Annotated in this window: 19 protein-coding genes and 1 tRNA gene; 19 read left to right on the plus strand and 1 reads right to left on the minus strand. The window is 30.8% G+C overall.

The window, feature by feature from the left end:
- Nucleotides 1-29: 29 nt before the first annotated feature.
- From opp4C to yihA, 9 genes are all read left to right on the plus strand, one after another.
- Entirely contained in the window at nt 30-989 is a 960-nt protein-coding gene (gene opp4C, locus VK071_06775; protein HLR35022.1) for an oligopeptide ABC transporter permease, read from the plus strand.
- A gap of 17 nt (nt 990-1,006) precedes the next feature.
- Nucleotides 1,007-1,984: an ABC transporter ATP-binding protein gene (locus VK071_06780; GenBank protein HLR35023.1), complete on the plus strand. Its 978-nt coding sequence runs from the start codon at nt 1,007-1,009 to the stop codon at nt 1,982-1,984.
- On the plus strand, nt 1,981-2,952 hold the full coding sequence (locus tag VK071_06785; GenBank protein ID HLR35024.1) for a dipeptide ABC transporter ATP-binding protein: 972 nt from the start codon (nt 1,981-1,983) through the stop codon (nt 2,950-2,952). The genes VK071_06780 and VK071_06785 overlap by 4 nt, the downstream gene beginning before the upstream one ends.
- Nucleotides 2,927-3,148 (plus strand): hypothetical protein, encoded by a 222-nt coding sequence (locus tag VK071_06790; GenBank protein HLR35025.1) that lies wholly within the window; start codon nt 2,927-2,929, stop codon nt 3,146-3,148. The genes VK071_06785 and VK071_06790 overlap by 26 nt, the downstream gene beginning before the upstream one ends.
- A gap of 294 nt (nt 3,149-3,442) precedes the next feature.
- Nucleotides 3,443-4,732: a trigger factor gene (tig, locus tag VK071_06795; GenBank protein HLR35026.1), complete on the plus strand. Its 1,290-nt coding sequence runs from the start codon at nt 3,443-3,445 to the stop codon at nt 4,730-4,732.
- 21 nt (nt 4,733-4,753) lie between these two features.
- Complete coding sequence (gene clpP / locus VK071_06800; protein ID HLR35027.1) at nt 4,754-5,338, plus strand: ATP-dependent Clp endopeptidase proteolytic subunit ClpP; 585 nt, start codon at nt 4,754-4,756, stop codon at nt 5,336-5,338.
- Between the two features lie 19 nt (nt 5,339-5,357).
- Nucleotides 5,358-6,638: an ATP-dependent Clp protease ATP-binding subunit ClpX gene (gene clpX / locus VK071_06805; GenBank protein HLR35028.1), complete on the plus strand. Its 1,281-nt coding sequence runs from the start codon at nt 5,358-5,360 to the stop codon at nt 6,636-6,638.
- Between the two features lie 62 nt (nt 6,639-6,700).
- The gene (lon, locus tag VK071_06810; GenBank protein ID HLR35029.1) at nt 6,701-9,076 is read left to right on the plus strand and encodes an endopeptidase La; all 2,376 of its coding nucleotides are present in this window, start codon (nt 6,701-6,703) and stop codon (nt 9,074-9,076) included.
- Nucleotides 9,048-9,656: a ribosome biogenesis GTP-binding protein YihA/YsxC gene (gene yihA / locus VK071_06815; GenBank protein HLR35030.1), complete on the plus strand. Its 609-nt coding sequence runs from the start codon at nt 9,048-9,050 to the stop codon at nt 9,654-9,656. Before lon ends, yihA begins: the two co-directional genes overlap by 29 nt.
- A gap of 26 nt (nt 9,657-9,682) precedes the next feature.
- Here yihA and VK071_06820 read toward each other — a convergent pair whose 3' ends face one another.
- Nucleotides 9,683-9,841: a rubredoxin gene (locus tag VK071_06820; protein HLR35031.1), complete on the minus strand. Its 159-nt coding sequence runs from the start codon at nt 9,839-9,841 to the stop codon at nt 9,683-9,685.
- Between the two features lie 203 nt (nt 9,842-10,044).
- On the opposite strand from VK071_06820, the gene VK071_06825 reads away from it, so the two are divergent.
- The 10 genes from VK071_06825 to VK071_06870 all read left to right on the plus strand — a co-directional run bounded on the left by VK071_06825 (nt 10,045) and on the right by VK071_06870 (nt 18,821).
- A complete protein-coding gene (locus VK071_06825) occupies nt 10,045-10,434 on the plus strand; it encodes an ATP-binding protein (GenBank protein HLR35032.1) in 390 nt (129 codons plus the stop codon).
- 129 nt (nt 10,435-10,563) lie between these two features.
- The gene (gene typA, locus VK071_06830) at nt 10,564-12,387 is read left to right on the plus strand and encodes a translational GTPase TypA (GenBank protein ID HLR35033.1); all 1,824 of its coding nucleotides are present in this window, start codon (nt 10,564-10,566) and stop codon (nt 12,385-12,387) included.
- Nucleotides 12,388-12,475: 88 nt separating this feature from the next.
- Nucleotides 12,476-13,933 carry a cardiolipin synthase gene (gene cls, locus VK071_06835; GenBank protein ID HLR35034.1) on the plus strand — a complete coding sequence of 486 codons (1,458 nt, stop codon included), beginning with the start codon at nt 12,476-12,478 and terminating at the stop codon, nt 13,931-13,933.
- Nucleotides 13,934-13,978: 45 nt separating this feature from the next.
- Nucleotides 13,979-14,845, plus strand: coding sequence for a hypothetical protein (locus VK071_06840; protein HLR35035.1), 867 nt, complete (start codon nt 13,979-13,981; stop codon nt 14,843-14,845).
- 12 nt (nt 14,846-14,857) lie between these two features.
- Nucleotides 14,858-15,688: an aminotransferase class IV gene (locus VK071_06845; protein HLR35036.1), complete on the plus strand. Its 831-nt coding sequence runs from the start codon at nt 14,858-14,860 to the stop codon at nt 15,686-15,688.
- Between the two features lie 147 nt (nt 15,689-15,835).
- Nucleotides 15,836-16,096, plus strand: coding sequence for an aspartyl-phosphate phosphatase Spo0E family protein (locus VK071_06850; GenBank protein HLR35037.1), 261 nt, complete (start codon nt 15,836-15,838; stop codon nt 16,094-16,096).
- A 271-nt stretch (nt 16,097-16,367) separates the two neighbouring features.
- A complete protein-coding gene (locus VK071_06855) occupies nt 16,368-17,249 on the plus strand; it encodes a DegV family protein (GenBank protein ID HLR35038.1) in 882 nt (293 codons plus the stop codon).
- A 144-nt stretch (nt 17,250-17,393) separates the two neighbouring features.
- Nucleotides 17,394-17,469 (plus strand) — tRNA-Lys (locus VK071_06860).
- Between the two features lie 347 nt (nt 17,470-17,816).
- Nucleotides 17,817-18,026: a DUF4177 domain-containing protein gene (locus VK071_06865; protein ID HLR35039.1), complete on the plus strand. Its 210-nt coding sequence runs from the start codon at nt 17,817-17,819 to the stop codon at nt 18,024-18,026.
- Nucleotides 18,027-18,371: 345 nt separating this feature from the next.
- Nucleotides 18,372-18,821 carry a DUF2703 domain-containing protein gene (locus VK071_06870; GenBank protein ID HLR35040.1) on the plus strand — a complete coding sequence of 150 codons (450 nt, stop codon included), beginning with the start codon at nt 18,372-18,374 and terminating at the stop codon, nt 18,819-18,821.
- Nucleotides 18,822-18,895: the final 74 nt, after the last annotated feature.

The raw sequence follows: 18,895 nt of genomic DNA on the forward strand, positions 1-18,895 counted from the left end.
AAAGTAGATTAATGGAAGGAGGGCAATAAATGACTGAGAAAAATCTAGAAGGAAAGCCAGAAAAAAAGTTAAAACCTAAAAGAAGAAAAGATACTAGTAGAAATGAGGGTAATAAAGAAGGAGAAATTGTTACTCCATGGAAATTATTTGTAAGACAATTTAAAAAGAAAAAGGTAGCTGTAGTAGGATTAGTAATATTAGTTGCTATGATATTAATATCTGTATTTGCACCCGTAATAGCTAAACATGGTCCTAATGATATAGACGTTACGAAAACTAATCAGCCACCAACAAAAGAACATAAGTTAGGAACTGATGAGTTTGGTAGAGATTATCTTGCCAGAATACTTCACGGTGGTAGAGTATCTATGAAGGTTGGACTTTTTGCTGTAATACTACAAGTATTAATTGGTTCAATAATAGGTGGACTTGCAGGATATTATGGTGGCTGGGTTGACAATATACTGATGAGAATAACAGAGGTATTTATGTCTTTCCCATTTTTACCTTTGGCTATAACCATATCGGCTGTTGTAGGTACCAGTGTCAAGCCGGAACAGAGAATGTATATAGTTATGTTAATTATTGGGCTTTTAAGTTGGCCGGGATTAGCCAGAATGATTAGAGGGCAAATATTGTCATTAAGAGAGCAAGAGTTTGTGCAAGCAGCTCATGCACTAGGTATAAGGGATAGTAGAATCATCTGGAAGCATTTATTACCTAATACCTTTGGCTATATAATAGTAAGTGCAACTTTAGGAATGGCTAGCGCAATTTTAAGTGAAGCTGGTCTATCCTTCCTTGGTCTTGGGGTAACACCACCAGTGCCTACATGGGGGAATTTAGTTCAAAATGCTAGAAATATGTATATATTGAAAAATCGCCCATGGTTATGGATACCTCCTGGAGTATGTATATTCTTGGCGGTAATGAGTATTAACTTATTTGGTGATGGTTTACGGGATGCAATTGACCCTAAGTCTAAATAGATAGGAGGGATAGAAGAATGGGCAAATTGTTAGAAGTAGATAATTTAAAGACTTATTTCTTTACAGATGATGGAGTTGTAAAAGCAGTTGATGGAGTTAAGTTTTCCGTTGACGAAGGAGAAACTATAGGGATCGTAGGTGAATCTGGCTGTGGAAAAAGTATTACTTCTATGTCTATACTTCAATTAATAGATTATCCTGGCGAGACTGTTGAAGGAACAATTAATTTTCAAGGCAGGGATCTTTTGAAAGTATCTGACAAAGAAATGAGAAATATAAGAGGTAATGATATTTCAATGATATTCCAAGAACCTATGACTTCCTTAAACCCTGTTTTTAAAATAGGGCATCAAATATCTGAAGTTTTAATACTTCATCAAAAGATGACAAAATCACAGGCAAGAGAAAGAGCTATTGAAATGATTAAAATGGTAGGAATTCCCCGACCAGAAAAAATAGTGGATGAATATCCTCATCAACTTTCTGGGGGAATGAGACAAAGAATTATGATTGCAATGGCACTAGCTTGTCAGCCAAAACTTCTTATTGCTGACGAGCCAACGACTGCATTGGACGTAACTATTCAAGCCCAAATACTAGATTTAATGAATGGATTAAAAACTAGGTTAAATACGGCAATTATGCTTATTACTCACGATTTAGCAGTTGTTGCGGAGATGGCAGATCATGTGGTGGTAATGTATGCTGGGAAAATAGTAGAAGATGCTTCGGTTAATGAGCTATTTAAAAACCCAAGACATCCTTATACTATTGGACTTATGGGCTCTATGCCTTCTTTAGTGGATGAGGGAGAAAAATTAGCAAATGTTAAAGGGGCCGTACCAAATCCTTTATATTTACCAAAAGGATGTTATTTCCACCCAAGATGTAAATATGCAACAGAAGAATGTAAAAAAGGACAACCAAAGTTAAGGGAAGTTGCACCAGGTCATAAAGTTGCATGTTTTAGAGCCGAGGAGGTGACTAAAAAATGAGCGACGTAATACTCGAGGTAGAAAATTTAAAAAAATATTTTCCAGTTTACTCAGGTGTTTTTAGAAGAAAAGTAGGAGATGTAAAGGCTGTAGATGGAATTAATTTATTTATTCGAGAAGGTGAAACCTTAGGTCTAGTAGGAGAATCTGGATGTGGAAAAACAACTGCAGGAAGGACTATTTTAAACCTTTTAAAACCTACTGAGGGGGAAGTTAGATATAAAAGTCAAGATGTTTTTAATGCAACTAAAAGGGAAATGAAGGCTTTAAGAAGAGAGATGCAGATAGTATTTCAAGATCCTTATAGCTCATTAAATCCAAGAATGACTGTTTCAGAAATTGTAGGGGAATCTTTAGTGGAACATGGTTTGTACAAAAAAGGTAAAAAGTTAGATGATAGGGTTGTAGAAATAATGGAAGCTTGCGGTCTTGCAAGATATCACACAAATAGATATCCTCATGAGTTTTCAGGAGGACAACGTCAGCGTATAGGTTTGGCAAGAGCTTTAGCATTAGAGCCATCTTTTATAGTGGCTGATGAGCCAGTTTCAGCTTTAGACGTATCTATTCAGTCACAAATTATTAATTTATTTACTGATTTACAGGAAGAGATGAATTTATCTTATTTATTTATATCACATGATTTAGGAGTAGTTAAATATATTAGTCGTAGGGTTGGTGTTATGTATCTAGGAACAATGGTTGAATTAGCAGATAAAAATGCTTTATTCGACAGTCCTAAACATCCTTATACCCAAGCTTTACTTTCAGCTATTCCAGTACCAGATCCTGAGGCTAAGAAAAACAGGATTTTATTGGAGGGAGACATTCCTAGTCCAGCAAATCCACCTTCTGGTTGTAAATTCCATACTCGTTGTGTATATGCTAAAGATATTTGCAAACATGAAGCACCTGAGTTTAGGAATTTAGGAGGAGAACATTTTGTGGCGTGTCATTTCGCGAAATAGAGAAAATAGGGAAAGAGAAAAAGAATTATTAGAAGAAATACAAGAAAAAAATGAAGATGACCCATATGAGTTTACTAGACTTGATATTTTAGCTATGATTATAGCAGCTTTTCAGTTAATGCTGCCCATAGTAATAGGTGGAATATTAATATTTGCAGCATTTACTTTTATATTCACAAATTTTATAATGAGATAAAGAGTTGCATATAGTATATGCAGCTCTTTTTTATTTATGTATAAGATGAAAGGATTCACATATTTTGCTATAGTGTATTAAAATATTAATAAGTTGGTTAATATATAGTGGTTTTAATAAAAAGATATTGACATTGAAACCACAAATGTTATAATTATTAAGTAGGTAAAAAATCATTAAAAGAATCTGGTAAAATCATCATATATGCTAGATTTAGGAATTAATGTGATTGTTATAACCAGTGGATAACCATTGGTTTTTTTACATAATATGGGATTAGGGAGGAAACTTTACATGAGCGTAGTATTGGAAAAAAAAGAAAATAATAAAGTAACTTTTACTATGGAAATAAGTGAAAAGAAGTTTGGAAAAGCAGTACAAAAAGCATATTTAAAGAATAAAGGAATATTTAATATACCAGGTTTTAGAAAAGGAAAAGCTCCGAGAAAGCTTATTGAGATTACTTATGGAGAAGAAATATTTTATGAAGAAGCATTAAATATTGTTTTGCCAGAAGTATATGAAGAATCAATTGATGAGCTTGGGCTTGAAGTTGTTGATTACCCTGAAATTGATGTAGAAGAAATTGAAAAAGGAAAACCAGTATTAATAAAGGTAGAAGTTACTGTAAAACCGGAAGTAGAATTAGGCGAATATAAAAGTATAGAATTAGAGAAAGTAGAGTATAATGTTACAAATGAAGATGTAGAAAATGAATTAAAATCTATTCAGGAAACAAATGCAAGAATTATAGAAGCTCCAGATAGAGAAGCTAAAGAAGGCGATTTACTAACTATAGATTATGAAGGACTTATAGACGATGAGCCATTTGAAGGAGGAACTGCTGAAAATCAGACCATAGAAATTGGAGAAAATAAATTTATTCCAGGATTTGAAGAGCAACTCATAGGAAAGAAAAAGGGAGAAAATATAGAAGTAAAGGTAACATTTCCAGAAGATTATTTTGAAGAAAGTTTAAAGAATAAAGAAGCAATATTTAAAGTATCTATTAACGAAGTAAAAGAAAAAGAACTACCAGAGCTAGATGATGAGTTTGCTATAGATGTAAGTGAATTTGATACTTTAGAAGAATTTAAAGTATCTATTAAAGAAAAGCTAGAAGATGAAGCAAAAAGAAAAGAAAAGGCAGAAAAAGAATCAAAAGTAATAGAAAAGGTTGTAGAATTAAGTGAAGTAGATATTCCTGAAGTTATGATTGATAACCAAATAGAAAATGAAATAAGTCAATTTGATCATCAACTTCAAATGCAAGGAATAAATATAGAACAATACTTACAATTTGCAAATAGAACTGCTGATGATTTTAAAGAAGAGATAAGACCATCTGCTGAAAGACAAGTAAAAACTGATCTTGTATTAGATGAAATATCAAAAGCAGAAGATATTCAGGTTTCCGAAGAAGAAATAGATAAAGAGTTACAAAAAATTGCAGAACAGTATAACCAAGAAGATGTAGAAAAGTTTATTAAAGATATGAAAAAGGGAGATTTGAATCATATAAAATCGGGTATAGTTAGAGATAGAACCATTGAATTATTATTAGAGAATGCTAAATTTGTTTAAAGCTTTTATAGGAGGGATAATATGGCTTTAGTTCCTGTTGTTGTGGAACAGACAAATCGTGGGGAAAGATCCTATGATATTTATTCTAGACTATTAAAAGAAAGGATAATATTTTTAGGAGAAGGAATAAATGATGTAACTGCAAGTCTAACAGTTGCACAATTACTTTATTTAGAGGCAGAAGATCCAGATAAAGATATACAAATATATATAAATAGTCCTGGTGGTTCTGTTAGTGCAGGATTTGCAATATATGATACAATGCAATATATAAAACCTGATGTATCAACTATATGTATAGGAATGGCTGCAAGTATGGGAGCATTTTTATTGACAGCGGGAGAAAAAGGAAAGAGGTTTGCATTACCAAATGCTGAGATAATGATACATCAGCCATTAGGTGGCACACAGGGCCAGGCAGAAGATATTAGAATTCATGCAGACAGAATAATAAAAACTAGAGAAAAAATGAATACTATATTAAGTGAAAAAACAGGTCAACCATATGAAAAAATTGCTAAGGACACAGATAGAGATTTCTTTATGTCTGCTGAAGAAGCTAAAAAATATGGTATAATAGATGAAGTAATAGAAATTAGTAAATAACATTAAGAGAGGTGTCATAATGGCAAGATTTGATGACAAACAGCTGAGATGCTCTTTTTGTGGAAAGCCTCAAAATCAGGTTAAAAGATTGATAGCAGGTCCTAATGTATATATTTGTGATGAATGTATAGATATTTGTAAGGATATAGTTGATGAGGAATTCGAAGACAACTTTGAATATGAAATAGAAGAATTACCAAAACCTGAAAGTATCAAAGAAACTTTAGATCAATATGTAATAAAACAAGAGAGAGCTAAGAGAGCTTTAGCTGTAGCAGTATATAATCATTACAAAAGAATTAATAGAGAATTTTCTAAAGATGATGATATAGAACTGCAAAAAAGTAACATAGTTATGATAGGACCAACTGGTTCTGGAAAGACATTACTTGCAGAAACTCTGGCTAGAATATTAAATGTACCTTTTACAATTGCTGATGCTACATCTTTAACTGAAGCAGGTTATGTTGGTGAAGACGTTGAAAATATAATATTAAAACTTATACAAGCGGCAGATTACGATATTGAAAGAGCAGAAAAAGGTATAGTTTATATAGATGAGATAGATAAAGTAGCAAGAAAAACTGATAATCCTTCAATAACAAGAGATGTGAGTGGGGAAGGAGTTCAACAAGCACTTCTAAAGATTTTAGAAGGAACTGTTGCAAATGTTCCGCCTCAAGGAGGTAGAAAACATCCTCATCAAGAGTTTATTCAAGTAGACACAACTAATATATTATTTATAGTTGGTGGTGCTTTTGATGGTTTGGATAAAATAATAGAAAACCGAATTGGAAAAACATCTATGGGATTTGGTGCTGATATTCAAAGTAAAGAAGATATAGAAATAGGAGAATTATTAAAACAAATACAGCCTGAAGACCTGTTAAGATATGGATTAATACCAGAATTTGTTGGTAGGTTACCGGTAATGGTGACTTTAGAAGAGCTGGATAACGAGGCTTTAGTAAGTATTTTAACTGAGCCTAAAAATGCACTAGTCAAACAATATAAAGAATTATTTGCAATGGATGGTGTGGAGCTAGAATTTGAAAAAACTGCACTAGAAGAAATTGGCAAAAAGGCTATTGAAAGGAAAACTGGTGCTAGAGGACTTAGAGGTATTATTGAAGAAGCTATGCTGGATATAATGTATGAAATTCCGTCAAGGGAAGATATAAAAAAATGCGTTATAAATAAAGACACTATATTGAAAAAGAAAGAACCAACATTAGTGTTAACAGATGGCAAGAAGAAAGATAAGACGAAAAAGTCTAGTAATAGAGAATCAGCATCATAAAGCTCACATTTTGTGGGCTTTTTTCATGTTATGTAGTTTGGGATTAAAGGAGGGGGCTTATAATGAATAATGGTCTATATGAAATAAAAAATAAACAACTACCTCTCATTCCTTTAAGGGGAATAACTATTTTTCCACATATGATAATACATTTTGATGTGGGGAGAAAAAAATCTATTAATGCACTTGAAGAGGCTATGGAAGATGATTCCCTTATTTTACTGTCAACTCAAAAAGATTTTAAAATAGAGGAACCAGAAACTGATGAATTTTACCATGTAGGAACAGTAGCAAAAATCAAACAAATGATAAAATTACCAGGTGGCAGTATTAGAGTATTAGTAGAGGGGATTAATAGGGGTAAGATAATAGATTTTACGGAGGAAGAGAAGTATTTTTCAGTGGTAATTGAGGAAATGGTATACAAACCAGAAGAATTGGAAAAAGATATAGATATAGAAGCAATGATGGGGTTAGTAACTAAGGATTTTGAAGATTATATAGATTTAAATAGTAGAGTTTCACCAGAAGTAATTTTATTAGTATCTGATATAGATGATCCTGGAAAGTTGGCTGACGTTATTGCATCTTATATTTCTATAGAACCTGAGAAGGATCAAGAGATATTAGAAAATTTTAATGTATATGAAAGATTGGAAACTCTCCATAGAATATTACTAAAAGAAATAGAAATATTAAAAGTAGAAGAAAGAATAGATGAAAGAATAAAAAAACAAATTGGTGAAATTCAAAAAGAATATTATTTAAAAGAACAAATAAAGGCAATCCAAAAAGAATTGGGTGAAGAAGATGGAATTACAGAAGAAGTAAATAAATATAAAGTAAAAATAGATGAAATAGATATGCCTAAAGAAGTAAAAGAAAAGGCGATAGATGAAACAGAAAGGCTTTATAAATTATCTTCTAATTCCCCAGAAATTGATGTTATTCGAAACTATTTAGATTGGATAGTAGAATTACCTTGGGATTTGGAAACAGAAGATAAGATAAATATAAAAAAATCTAGACAGGTTCTAAATAAAGATCATTATGGATTAGAAGATGTAAAGGAAAGGGTACTAGAGTTTATAGCTGTAAAGAAATTAAGTAATAGCATGAAGGGGCCAATTTTGTGCTTAGTAGGTCCTCCTGGAGTTGGGAAAACCTCTATAGCTAGTTCTGTAGCAAAGGCCTTAAATAGAAATTTTGTTCGTATGTCTTTAGGTGGAATAAGAGATGAAGCTGAAATTAGAGGGCATAGAAGGACATATATAGGAGCATTACCTGGTAGAATCATTAGTCTAATGAAAAAATCTGGTTCAAAAAACCCAGTATTTTTATTAGATGAAATAGATAAACTAAATGAGGACTTTAGGGGAAGCCCGGCTAGTGCATTATTAGAAGTATTAGATCCAGAACAAAATAATACTTTTACTGACAACTTTTTAGAAGTACCTTTTGATTTGTCTAAGGTTATGTTTATAGCAACGGCTAATACTCTGGAATCCATTCCGGCTCCATTACTAGATAGAATGGAAATAATAAGAATCCATGGCTATACAGAAGAAGAAAAATTTAAAATTGCAATGAATCATTTATTCCCAAAACAGCTTAAAGAGCATAGTCTTAAGGAGAATAGTTTAGCTATATCTGAAAATGCTATGAAAAAGATAATAAGTAGTTACACAAGAGAGTCAGGAGTAAGAAACTTAGAAAAGAATATTGCTAATATCTGTAGAAAAGGAGCAAAGGAAATAGTCGAGGAAGATAAAAAGGTAATAAGGGTAACTAAAAGAAATCTGGAAAAGTATTTGGGAACACCTAGATATCGAAAAAATGTGTTAGAAGAAGAAAACCAAGTAGGTGTAGCTATTGGATTAGCATGGACTGCTGTAGGAGGAGAAATATTGCCTATTGAAGCAAGTAAAATGAAAGGAACAGGAAAACTCCAATTAACAGGACATTTAGGAAATGTAATGCAGGAATCTGCTAGGGCAGGTATTAGTTATATAAGGGCTAATGGGGAAAAGTTTGATTTAGACAATAATTTTTATAAGGAAAATGATATTCATATCCATGTTCCAGAGGGTGCAATACCAAAGGACGGGCCTTCTGCCGGAATTACAATGGCTACAGCAGTAGTTTCAGCCTTAACCGAAATACCGGTAAATAGGGAAGTAGCTATGACTGGAGAAATTACTTTAACGGGAAGGGTTCTACCTGTAGGAGGTATTAAAGAGAAGGCTTTAGCTGCTAGTAGGGCTGGAATTAAAAAAATACTATTATCTACTGAAAATGAAAAAGATTTAGAAGAAATACCAGATAATATAAAAAGAAAAGTAGAATTTAGGTTTGTGAAGAATATGGATGAAGTTTTGAAATATGCTTTATTAGATAAAGGTGATTTAAATGCATGTAAGAAAAGCAGAGCTAACTAAATTAGCAGTAAATAAAGAACAATATCCTAAAGACGACCTTTTTGAAATTGCTTTTGCTGGTAGATCTAATGTAGGGAAATCTTCCTTATTAAATACATTGATAAAAAGAAAAAGTTTAGCTAGAACTAGTAATAAACCTGGAAAGACTAGAACTATTAATTTTTATACAATAAATGAAAGTTTTCGGTTTATTGATTTGCCAGGCTATGGATTTGCCCGTGTTTCTAAAAAAGAAAGGGGAAAATGGGCTAGTATAATAGAAGAGTATTTGGAAAATAGAATGAATCTAATAGAGGTAATTCTTTTACTAGATATTAGACATGAACCTGGAGAACATGATAAGATGATGTATGACTGGATAAAAAGTTACGGATATAATGGCATAATTATAGGGACAAAAGCAGACAAGATACCTAAAACTACTTGGGAAAAACAGATAAACACTATAGGGAATTCTCTTAATGTAGAAAATAAAGATTTAATTATTCCTTACTCTGCTACAAAAAAAATAAATGTTGCTTATATTTGGGAAATTGTAGAAGAAATAATTAAGGTAAATAAAAAGCAGCAATCTCATTAGGAGAAAGCTGCTTTTTACTAAGTACATTATTCTTTTACAAACATATCCTGAGGTGCACCACACACTGGGCAAACCCAATCTTCAGGAAGATTCTCAAAAGCAGTTCCTGGTTCTACACCATTATCTGGATCTCCTTCTTCTGGATCATAAACATAACCACATGGTTCACATACATATTTGTCCATAGTTAAAAACTCCTTTCTTTTATTGACTATAATAGGTATTACCCATATATTTTATATTTTAAACTATTATATACTAAGATATATCATATAATATAATATAGAGTATTACAATAAGATTAAAGAAAATATTTAAGGGTAATATATTTATGGTTTATAGAAATTATAACATAAATAATAATAAATAATAAATGGAAGTGATTTAATTGTCTTTTAAGCTCAATGGCCAAGTCTGTAGTGACTTATGTGTTATTAGAGACTTTATACAAGATATATTGAATAAGCTAGAGAAAATAGTTTGCGATGAAACTGTTATGTTTGATGTAAAACTCATCTTAAATGAGTTAGTAGCAAATGGTGCTATACATGGAAATGATTTTGATAAAAATAAGCTGGTCCAATTATATTTAGAAGTCATAGAAGACACTATACGCATCGAAATTACTGATGAAGGGGAAGGTTTTTCCTATGACTTGGATTCATATAATCCTTTAGACTTAAAATGTAGTGGCAGAGGCTTAGTCATAGTAAAAGGTTTGTCAGATGAGTTTTATATCGATGATAACAGAATAATAGCAATCAAATATTTGCAGTAGTAGGCGGAGATATAAGTCTCCGCTTTTTTCGTATAAATAATTCATTTGATTTATACATATATTATGATAAAATTATTCTGTTAATAGAATACTAAAAGAAAGTATATAAAGTAGGAAAGGATAATATATATGGAGATAAAAAGAGATGATATTAGAAATGTTGCTATAGTAGCCCATGTTGATCATGGCAAAACTACTTTAGTAGATGCACTTTTAAAGCAAAGTGGAATATTTAGAGAAAATCAAGTAGTGGAAGATAGGATTATGGATTCAGATGATATTGAAAGAGAAAGAGGAATAACAATATTGTCTAAAAATACTGCTGTTTACTACAATAGTACTAAGATTAACATTATCGATACTCCTGGTCATGCTGATTTTGGGGGAGAAGTAGAAAGAGTGCTAAAGATGGTTAATGGAATTGTACTTCTAGTAGACGCTTTTGAAGGACCTATGCCTCAGACAAAATTTGTTCTTAAAAAGTCTTTTGAATTAAAATTACCAGTAATAGTATGTATAAACAAAATTGATAGGCCTGATGCAAGGCCTAGTGAGGTAATTGATGAAGTTTTAGATTTATTTATAGATTTGGGGGCAACGGAAGAACATTTAGATTGTCCATTTATTTTTGCATCAGCAAAGAAAGGTGTTGCTACTTTAAATTTAAAAGGGCCTAAAAATAATATGAATGATTTATTTGAATCAATAATTAATTATATTCCTGCTCCAGAAGGTGATGATGAAGGACCTTTACAAGTTCTTATATCTACAATCGATTATAATGACTATGTAGGGAGAATAGGTATAGGTAAAATTGAAAGAGGAAGTATAGAATCCAATCAAGATGCTTTAATAGTTAATATGGAAGACAAAGAAAAGAAGAAAGTTGTAAAGATTGTAAATGTCTATGAATTTGAAGGTCTACAAAGGGTTGAAGTGGAAAAATCAAAAATGGGAAGTATTATTGCAGTTACTGGTGTAGAAGGAATTAGTATTGGAGATACAATAACAGATGTAGATTTTCCAGAGCCACTGCCTTTTGTAAAAATTTCAGAACCCACAATAAGCATGAATTTTTCTGTAAACGATAGTCCCTTTGCAGGAGAAGAAGGAAAATATTTAACTTCTAGAAATTTAAGAAATAGATTATTTAAGGAACTTAGAACTGATGTAAGCTTAAAAGTAGAAGAAACAAACTCACCAGACTCATTTAAAGTGTCAGGAAGGGGAGAATTACATTTATCTGTTTTAATAGAAAATATGAGAAGAGAAGGCTATGAGTTTCAAGTATCTAAACCAGAAGTAATATATAAAAATGTAAATGGTAAAAAGTATGAGCCTATGGAAAATGTAACTATTGATGTTCCTGAGGAGTATATTGGTATTATAATAGAGAAGTTAGGTAGAAGAAAAGGGGAACTTAAAAATATGGTAGAGTCTCAAGGAGGTTACTCTAGGTTAGAATTTTCTATACCTGCTAGAGGCTTAATAGGGTATCGACAAGAGTTTATAACGGATACTAAGGGTCATGGTATATTGAATACTGTTTTTGCTGGATTTGAGCCTTATAAGGGTGATATTCCAAAAAGAACCGAAGGCTCTTTAATTTCTTATGAAACAGGGGAAGCAACTGCTTATGGATTATATTCAGCTCAAGAGAGAGGAATCTTATTCATTACCCCTGGAACTAAGGTATACGAAGGCATGGTTATAGGTACAAATCCAAAGGGTAGCGATATGGAAATTAATATATGCAAAAAGAAACATCAATCTAATGTAAGGGCATCAGGTTCTGATGAAGCATTAAGATTGTCATCTCCAAAGCAAATGTCTTTGGAAGAGGCTTTGGAGTTTATTGAAAAAAATGAACTTATTGAAATAACACCGGAAAGATTTAGAATAAGAAAAAGAATATTAAATAAGACAGAAAGATATAAACATAGCAAAAACTAAGGAAACAATGCTTTTTACTATAGCCTCTGATATGATATATTTAAGAAACACCATTTTAGGAAAATATATTTGAAATGTAGGTGAGGGAATGGATTATGTAGTGGATATCCTGAAGTGGATAATCCAAAATATATTTCTACTAAATATTTTATTTGCAATACTAATGGTCTTTTTCGAAAGAAGAAATCCTACTACTACTTGGCTCTGGTTAATGATCTTTTTTTTCCTGCCAGGTATTGGATTCTTACTTTATTTATTTATAGGACAAGATTTAAGAAAAAAGAAAATGTTTCGATTAAAGGAAGAAGAGGATAATTATCTTAAAGATCTAGTAATGACTCAAGAACATAGTATTGAAAATCATGAAATAAATTTTAATGATTCAGAAATTATAGAACATCAAGATATTATAAAACTTCTCTTAATGAGTAGTGGTGCTATATATACTCAAAACAATGAAGTGGAATTATATTTTAATGGCAAAGAAAAGTTTAATGCTCTATTGGATAGTTTAAAAAATGCAGAGGAATATATTCATTTAGAATATTATATTGTTAGGGATGACGATATTGGAAGTAAGATAGTACAAGTAATGACTGAGAAAGCTAGAGAAGGATTGGAGATAAAACTTTTATATGATGGTATGGGGGGTAGGGGTCTTTCTAAAGACTTTTTTGATCCTTTAATAGAAGCAGGAGGTGAAGTGGCCTGTTTCTTTCCACCTTTTGCTGGCTATTTGAATCCTAGAATTAATTATAGAAATCATAGAAAGCTTTGTATTATAGACGGAAAAGAAGGATACTTAGGAGGTTTTAACATAGGAGATGAATATCTAGGGTTTTCAGAAAAATTTGGATTTTGGAGAGATACTCATTGTAAAATTAAAGGCTCTGCAGTAGCTAGTCTTCAATGGCTGTTTTTATTAGATTGGCGTTTTGCATCTAAAGATGAAACTGGTTATAAGGAAAAATACTTTCCTAATATAGAATCATCGGGAGATAAAGGTATCCAAATCGTTTCTAGTGGACCAGATTCAAAATGGACTAGTGTAAAAGACGGCTATTTTAAGATGATTATGAATGCTAATGAAAAGCTTTATATCCAAACACCTTATTTTATTCCTGATGATAGTATACTTGAAGGCTTAAGAGTAGCTGGACTTTCTGGTATAGATGTTAGAGTAATAATACCATCAAAGCCAGATCATCCCTTTGTTTATTGGGCTAGTTTGTCATATATTGGGGAACTACAACAAGCAGGTGTAAAGTTCTATACTTATGAAAAGGGCTTTATACATAGTAAGATGGTGATTATGGATGATATTATTTCAACAGTAGGAACAGCTAATTTAGATATTAGAAGCTTTAAGTTAAATTTTGAAGTGAATGCTTTTATTTATGATAGAAAAGTGAATAGGGAAATGACTAAAGCTTTTATGGATGATTTAAAAGAATGTAAAGAAATAACTATAGAAGATTATAAAAAACGTTCTTTTATAGTTAAATTTAAGGAATCAGTATCCAGGTTACTTTCTCCAATTTTATAAAATAAAACTACCATTTTTGGTGATACTAAGCTAGAGGTGGTGAGTTTGAAAAAAATAAAATTATTTTTAGCTATTCTATTGGTTATAAGTTTAACAACAAGTGGATGTGGGAATAAAATAAACAAGAAACCAGAAAAAGTCCAACGGAAAGAAAAGGCTCCAGAATCATTAAAGGCTATTTATGACAATGTAGATAAAATAGTAGAGGCTGCAGAAATAGAAACTAAGGAAAAAGAAGAAAGAAAAGAGGAACAAGAAGAAAGAAAAGAGGAACAAGAAGAAGAGAAATTAGAGAGCGAAGAAGATGGAGCTAAAGAAGAGGAAAATAATAAGGAAAAAGATGAAGAAGATAAGGACAAGGAAAAAGAAAATAAGAATAAAGAAAGTAAGAATAAAGAAGAAAGTCAGAAAGAACTGGATCAAATAATAAGGGAAATTTATGAAAGTTGGAATAAGTATGAAATAGAGGCTATAAAAAAAGGTGCCACGAATAATAATGTAAATAAGTTTAGAGAGAGTTTAGATAATTTGGCCATAGTTTCAGAAAAAAAGGAAACCTACAATATGATATCAAACGGTAGCCAAGTTTTCTTAGCCCTAGCACCTTTCTTTAATCTTTACAAGGATGATATTTATGGAGAAACTTCTTTAATTAAGTATTATGTTTATCAAGGTTACCTTTCTGGTTTAAATGGAGAGGTTGATAAGGGAGAAGAATTTCTAAGCCTTGGAGAAGAACAAATAAATAGGTTAAATACAAAGATAGAAGAAGATAAAAAGAAAAATAAAGATGTTGGATTACTGAAAAAGTCAATAGAAGATATGAAATTTTCATTAAAATCTAATAGTAGTCAATTGTTAAAAATTAAAAAAGATATAATAATAGGAAATTTAAAAAAACTGGAGGAATAGCGGGGTGATAGTGTGACAACAGAGGCTATAAAAGACTTCTTTATTATAAATGGGAAAATGGAAAAAGTAGCTGATACAAATATATTTGAAAAGATAACTAAACCACTAATATATGAGGTAATACGAGTTATTAATGGGATTCCTATCTTTTTAGAAGAACATTTGGAAAGGTTTGAGAAATCTGCTCGTCTTACAGGTTATTCTGTTAGTAGAACAGTAGAAGAAATTATTGAAGATATAGAAAGACTAATTTCAAAAAATAACATTAGAAATTTAAATATAAAGTTATTATATACGGAAATACAAGGAAATGAGAACATTTTTTTAGTTTATTTCATAAAAAGCTATTATCCAGAACCAGTTTTGTATGAAGAGGGAATTCACACTATTTTATACCACTATGAAAGAGAAAAACCAAATGTAAAAAAATTAAATTTAAATTTTAAGGAAAATGTTAATAATAGATTAAAAGAAACTAATGCTTTCGAAGGATTATTAGTAAATAGGGAAGGATGTATAACTGAAGGTAGTAGATCTAATATATTTTTTGTTATAAGAGAGAATGTATATACTGCGCCTAAAGATGAGGTGCTATTAGGAATAACAAGAAGTCGAGTGTTGGAAGTCTGTAAGAAATTAGATTTGAAAGTTTTAGAAGAAAATATTTTTTTGGAAGATTTAAAAATAGTAGATGGAGCGTTCATGACGGGAACTTCTGTTAATGTACTACCTATTACTACAATTGAAGAAAAGACATTAAATTCAGTAAATAATAATATTATAAAAAAAATCTCGGATGAATATATAAGGGAAATAAAAAACTATATACTAAATAAGTCATAAACTTAAAAACAATCTTTCTTTCAGGTCATTTTTGACAAAAAAGGTCGGAAAATAGCGTTTTTATTTTCTAGAAATATTGAAAAAAACTGATATAATGTAATAGGAATAAAAAATATAAAATAAAAAACACTTGGAAGGGGAAGAAAAATGGAAACTTACTTGTCTTATATGGAACAGGATAAGTATATTGATTACCAAAGGATTATGGGAAAGGAAACTTCAATGAGTGAATCTCGTCATCTGGGGAAGGTTAAGGAAAAAATAGAAAGAAAAAGACGAATATTAAATCAACTCATAACGTTAGATATCGATAAAGAAAAGATTCTTCAGTTTAGTCGAGAGCTAGATGAATTAATCCTAGAGTATCACAAATTAGAGCTATATGATAATGGAAAAAAGAGCAGATAGGTAGAATCTGCTCTTTTCCTTTTTATATTTAATAATTAAATGAGAGAATTAATTATTAATGCAGCAATAATTACGATAATAATTCCAATTATAAAGTAAAAAGTTTTTTTACTGACAAAGAAAAACTTCATAACCTCACTCCTTAAAAATACTAGTATTATAATATATTTTAAAAGATTGTGGTATATGCAAAATATTATATTAAGCATTGGAATTATTTATATCAAATGATATAGTATAATTAAAGAAATAATCTAAGGAGGCAATGGAGATGGGAGTAAAAATATTAACAGACAGTGCATGCGATTTAACTGATGAAATTATTGAAGAATACGATATAGACGTACTAGCAATTCCGGTAAATGAAGGAGAAAAAGAATACTTAGATAAGGTTACAATTAACCCTAAAAAGATGTATGATGATATGAGAAATGGGAAAGTTTATAAAACAGCACAAATTCCACTATACACTTTCCAAGAAAAGTTTGCGCAAATTGCAAAAAACAAAAAAAGTACAGTTTATATTGCATTCTCTTCAGGATTATCAGGGACTTACCAAACTGCAGTTTTAGCAAAGAATTCTCTAATAGAAGAATATCCGAATTTAGAATCAGATTTAAATATAGTAGATTCTAGGTCTGCTTCTGTAGGTTTTGGGTTATTAGTTTATAAAGCTGCACAAATGGCTAAGGAAGGTAGAAATAAAGAAGAAATACTTAAAGTTCTTGATTTTTATGTTGATCATATTGAACATATATTTACAGTAGATAACCTTGAGTATTTATTTAGAGGTGGTAGAGTTAGTAGGGCACAAGCTGTTGTGGGAGGACTTTTACATATTAAGCCAATACTAGATATACCTGAAGATGGAACCTTAAGACCAATTGAAAAAGTTAGGGGCAGAAAAAAAGTACTTAAAAGAATGATTGACATAATGGAAGAAAGAGGTGGGAATGCTGACCTTAAAAACCAAACTATTGGTATAAATCACGGTGACGATATTGAAGGAGCTATGGAACTAAAAGAAATGATTGAAGAAAAATATGGTTGTACTGATTTTGTTGTAAATATTATAGGTTGTGCCATTGGTGCCCATTCGGGTCCAGGAACATTATCCGTATTCTTTTTAAATGAAAAACCAGACATTGACTAACAGCAGATTATACTTATTATGAAACTGGTGCACTATTATGCACCAGTTTTTATATGATTATAAATTAATTAATTACACAAAAATAAAAAAAGCACTGGACAAAAGTAAAATAACATAGTATAATATATTATGTTATAAAGATTTGCACCTTTAGCTCAGCTGGCAGAGCAACTGACTCTTAATCAGTAGGCCCAGGGTTCGAGCCCCTGAAGGTGCACCAAGGAAAAGCCTTGCAATTGTAATGATTGCAAGGTTTTTTGATTTTTAAGAGCTAAGTTTCTAATATTGTTTTAAAAAAGATTGACAAAAGAAAATTAAATGCATACTATATGAGTATAAGTGAATATAATCATGTAGAAGTAAGTGGAGTAGTGAAGAAAAAGATTTACAAATGCTAAAGTATTCAGCTTTTATAAAAAGATGTACTATGTATACTATAAATTTGATTAAAGTACTTTTACTAGTGAATAATAAACCATAAATTGTGAAGATTTTGTAATTTTAGGTGGTTTTGTCGGGTTTATTATTATGTATATTTTTAACAAAAAAATTGGAAGGAGTGATTTAATGTCTGAAAGATGGGAATATAAGGTGCTTACAGTTGACCATTTTCTTAGTGTAGATAGTGACTTGACAATAGAAGAAAAATTAAATAGATATGGTGAGAATAGATGGGAACTAATAGGATTTTTTCAAAGATCATATACATCACTAGGATATCCACCAAAGTTAGATAATGATTCAATAGTATTTAAAAGACAGGTTACAGAAGAATGAAGTAGGTATAAAGCGGATAAAAAAGAATTAGATTAATTATATGAATAAAGAATTTTTGTTATACGTTAAATAAAACTATGATAAAACCATCTGAACTTTTATTTATTGTCATATTATATTACAAAAGCTAGGTTCTGTGATTGATGGGAAGATTTATTTTTATGGAGGGATATTAATAGGCTGATTAATGTTAATAAAAAAGTTGTAGATGGTTTTTAGTACATGAACTTGAAATTGAAATAAAAATTGTTCATGTAATACAGAATGTTGTGGAGATATAGAAGATAGTCAAATTAAAGAAGGTAAAAAAATAATTATTGATTTTTTATATTTAGATCCAGATACATGTGGGAATGTCAAGGAGCAGATGAAGGGCTTGAAGAAGCTATTGCAGATGTGATGAAAGTACTTAAATTAACAGATGTAGAGGTAATCGTAAACAAAATTCATATTTCTAATAAGCAAATGGCAATAGAACACAAATTTGTCAGTTCACCAACAATAAGAGTAAACGGTAGGGATATACAAATGAAGATTAAAGAATCTTATTGTGAATCTTGTGGAGATTTATGTGGTGATGATGTTGATTGTCGAGTATGGCTATACAAAGGAAAAGAATATGAAATTCCGCCGAAGGCAATGATAGTTGATGCTATTCTTCGTGAAGTATATGGATATACTAAACCAATATCAGGTAATGAATATAATAAAGAAAAGTATCAGTTACTGGAAAACCTAAGAAGGTTTTTTGAAGCTATTGAAAAGGAAAATGAAAGTTTAAATAACACGAGGTGATATTGTGGATTTAATACAAGTTATGAAAGCACTTTCCGATGAAACACGAATGAGAATATTGAATATATTAAAAA

The sequence above is a fragment of the Tissierellales bacterium genome, assembly GCA_035301805.1.
GTDB lineage: Bacteria > Bacillota > Clostridia > Tissierellales > DATGTQ01 > DATGTQ01.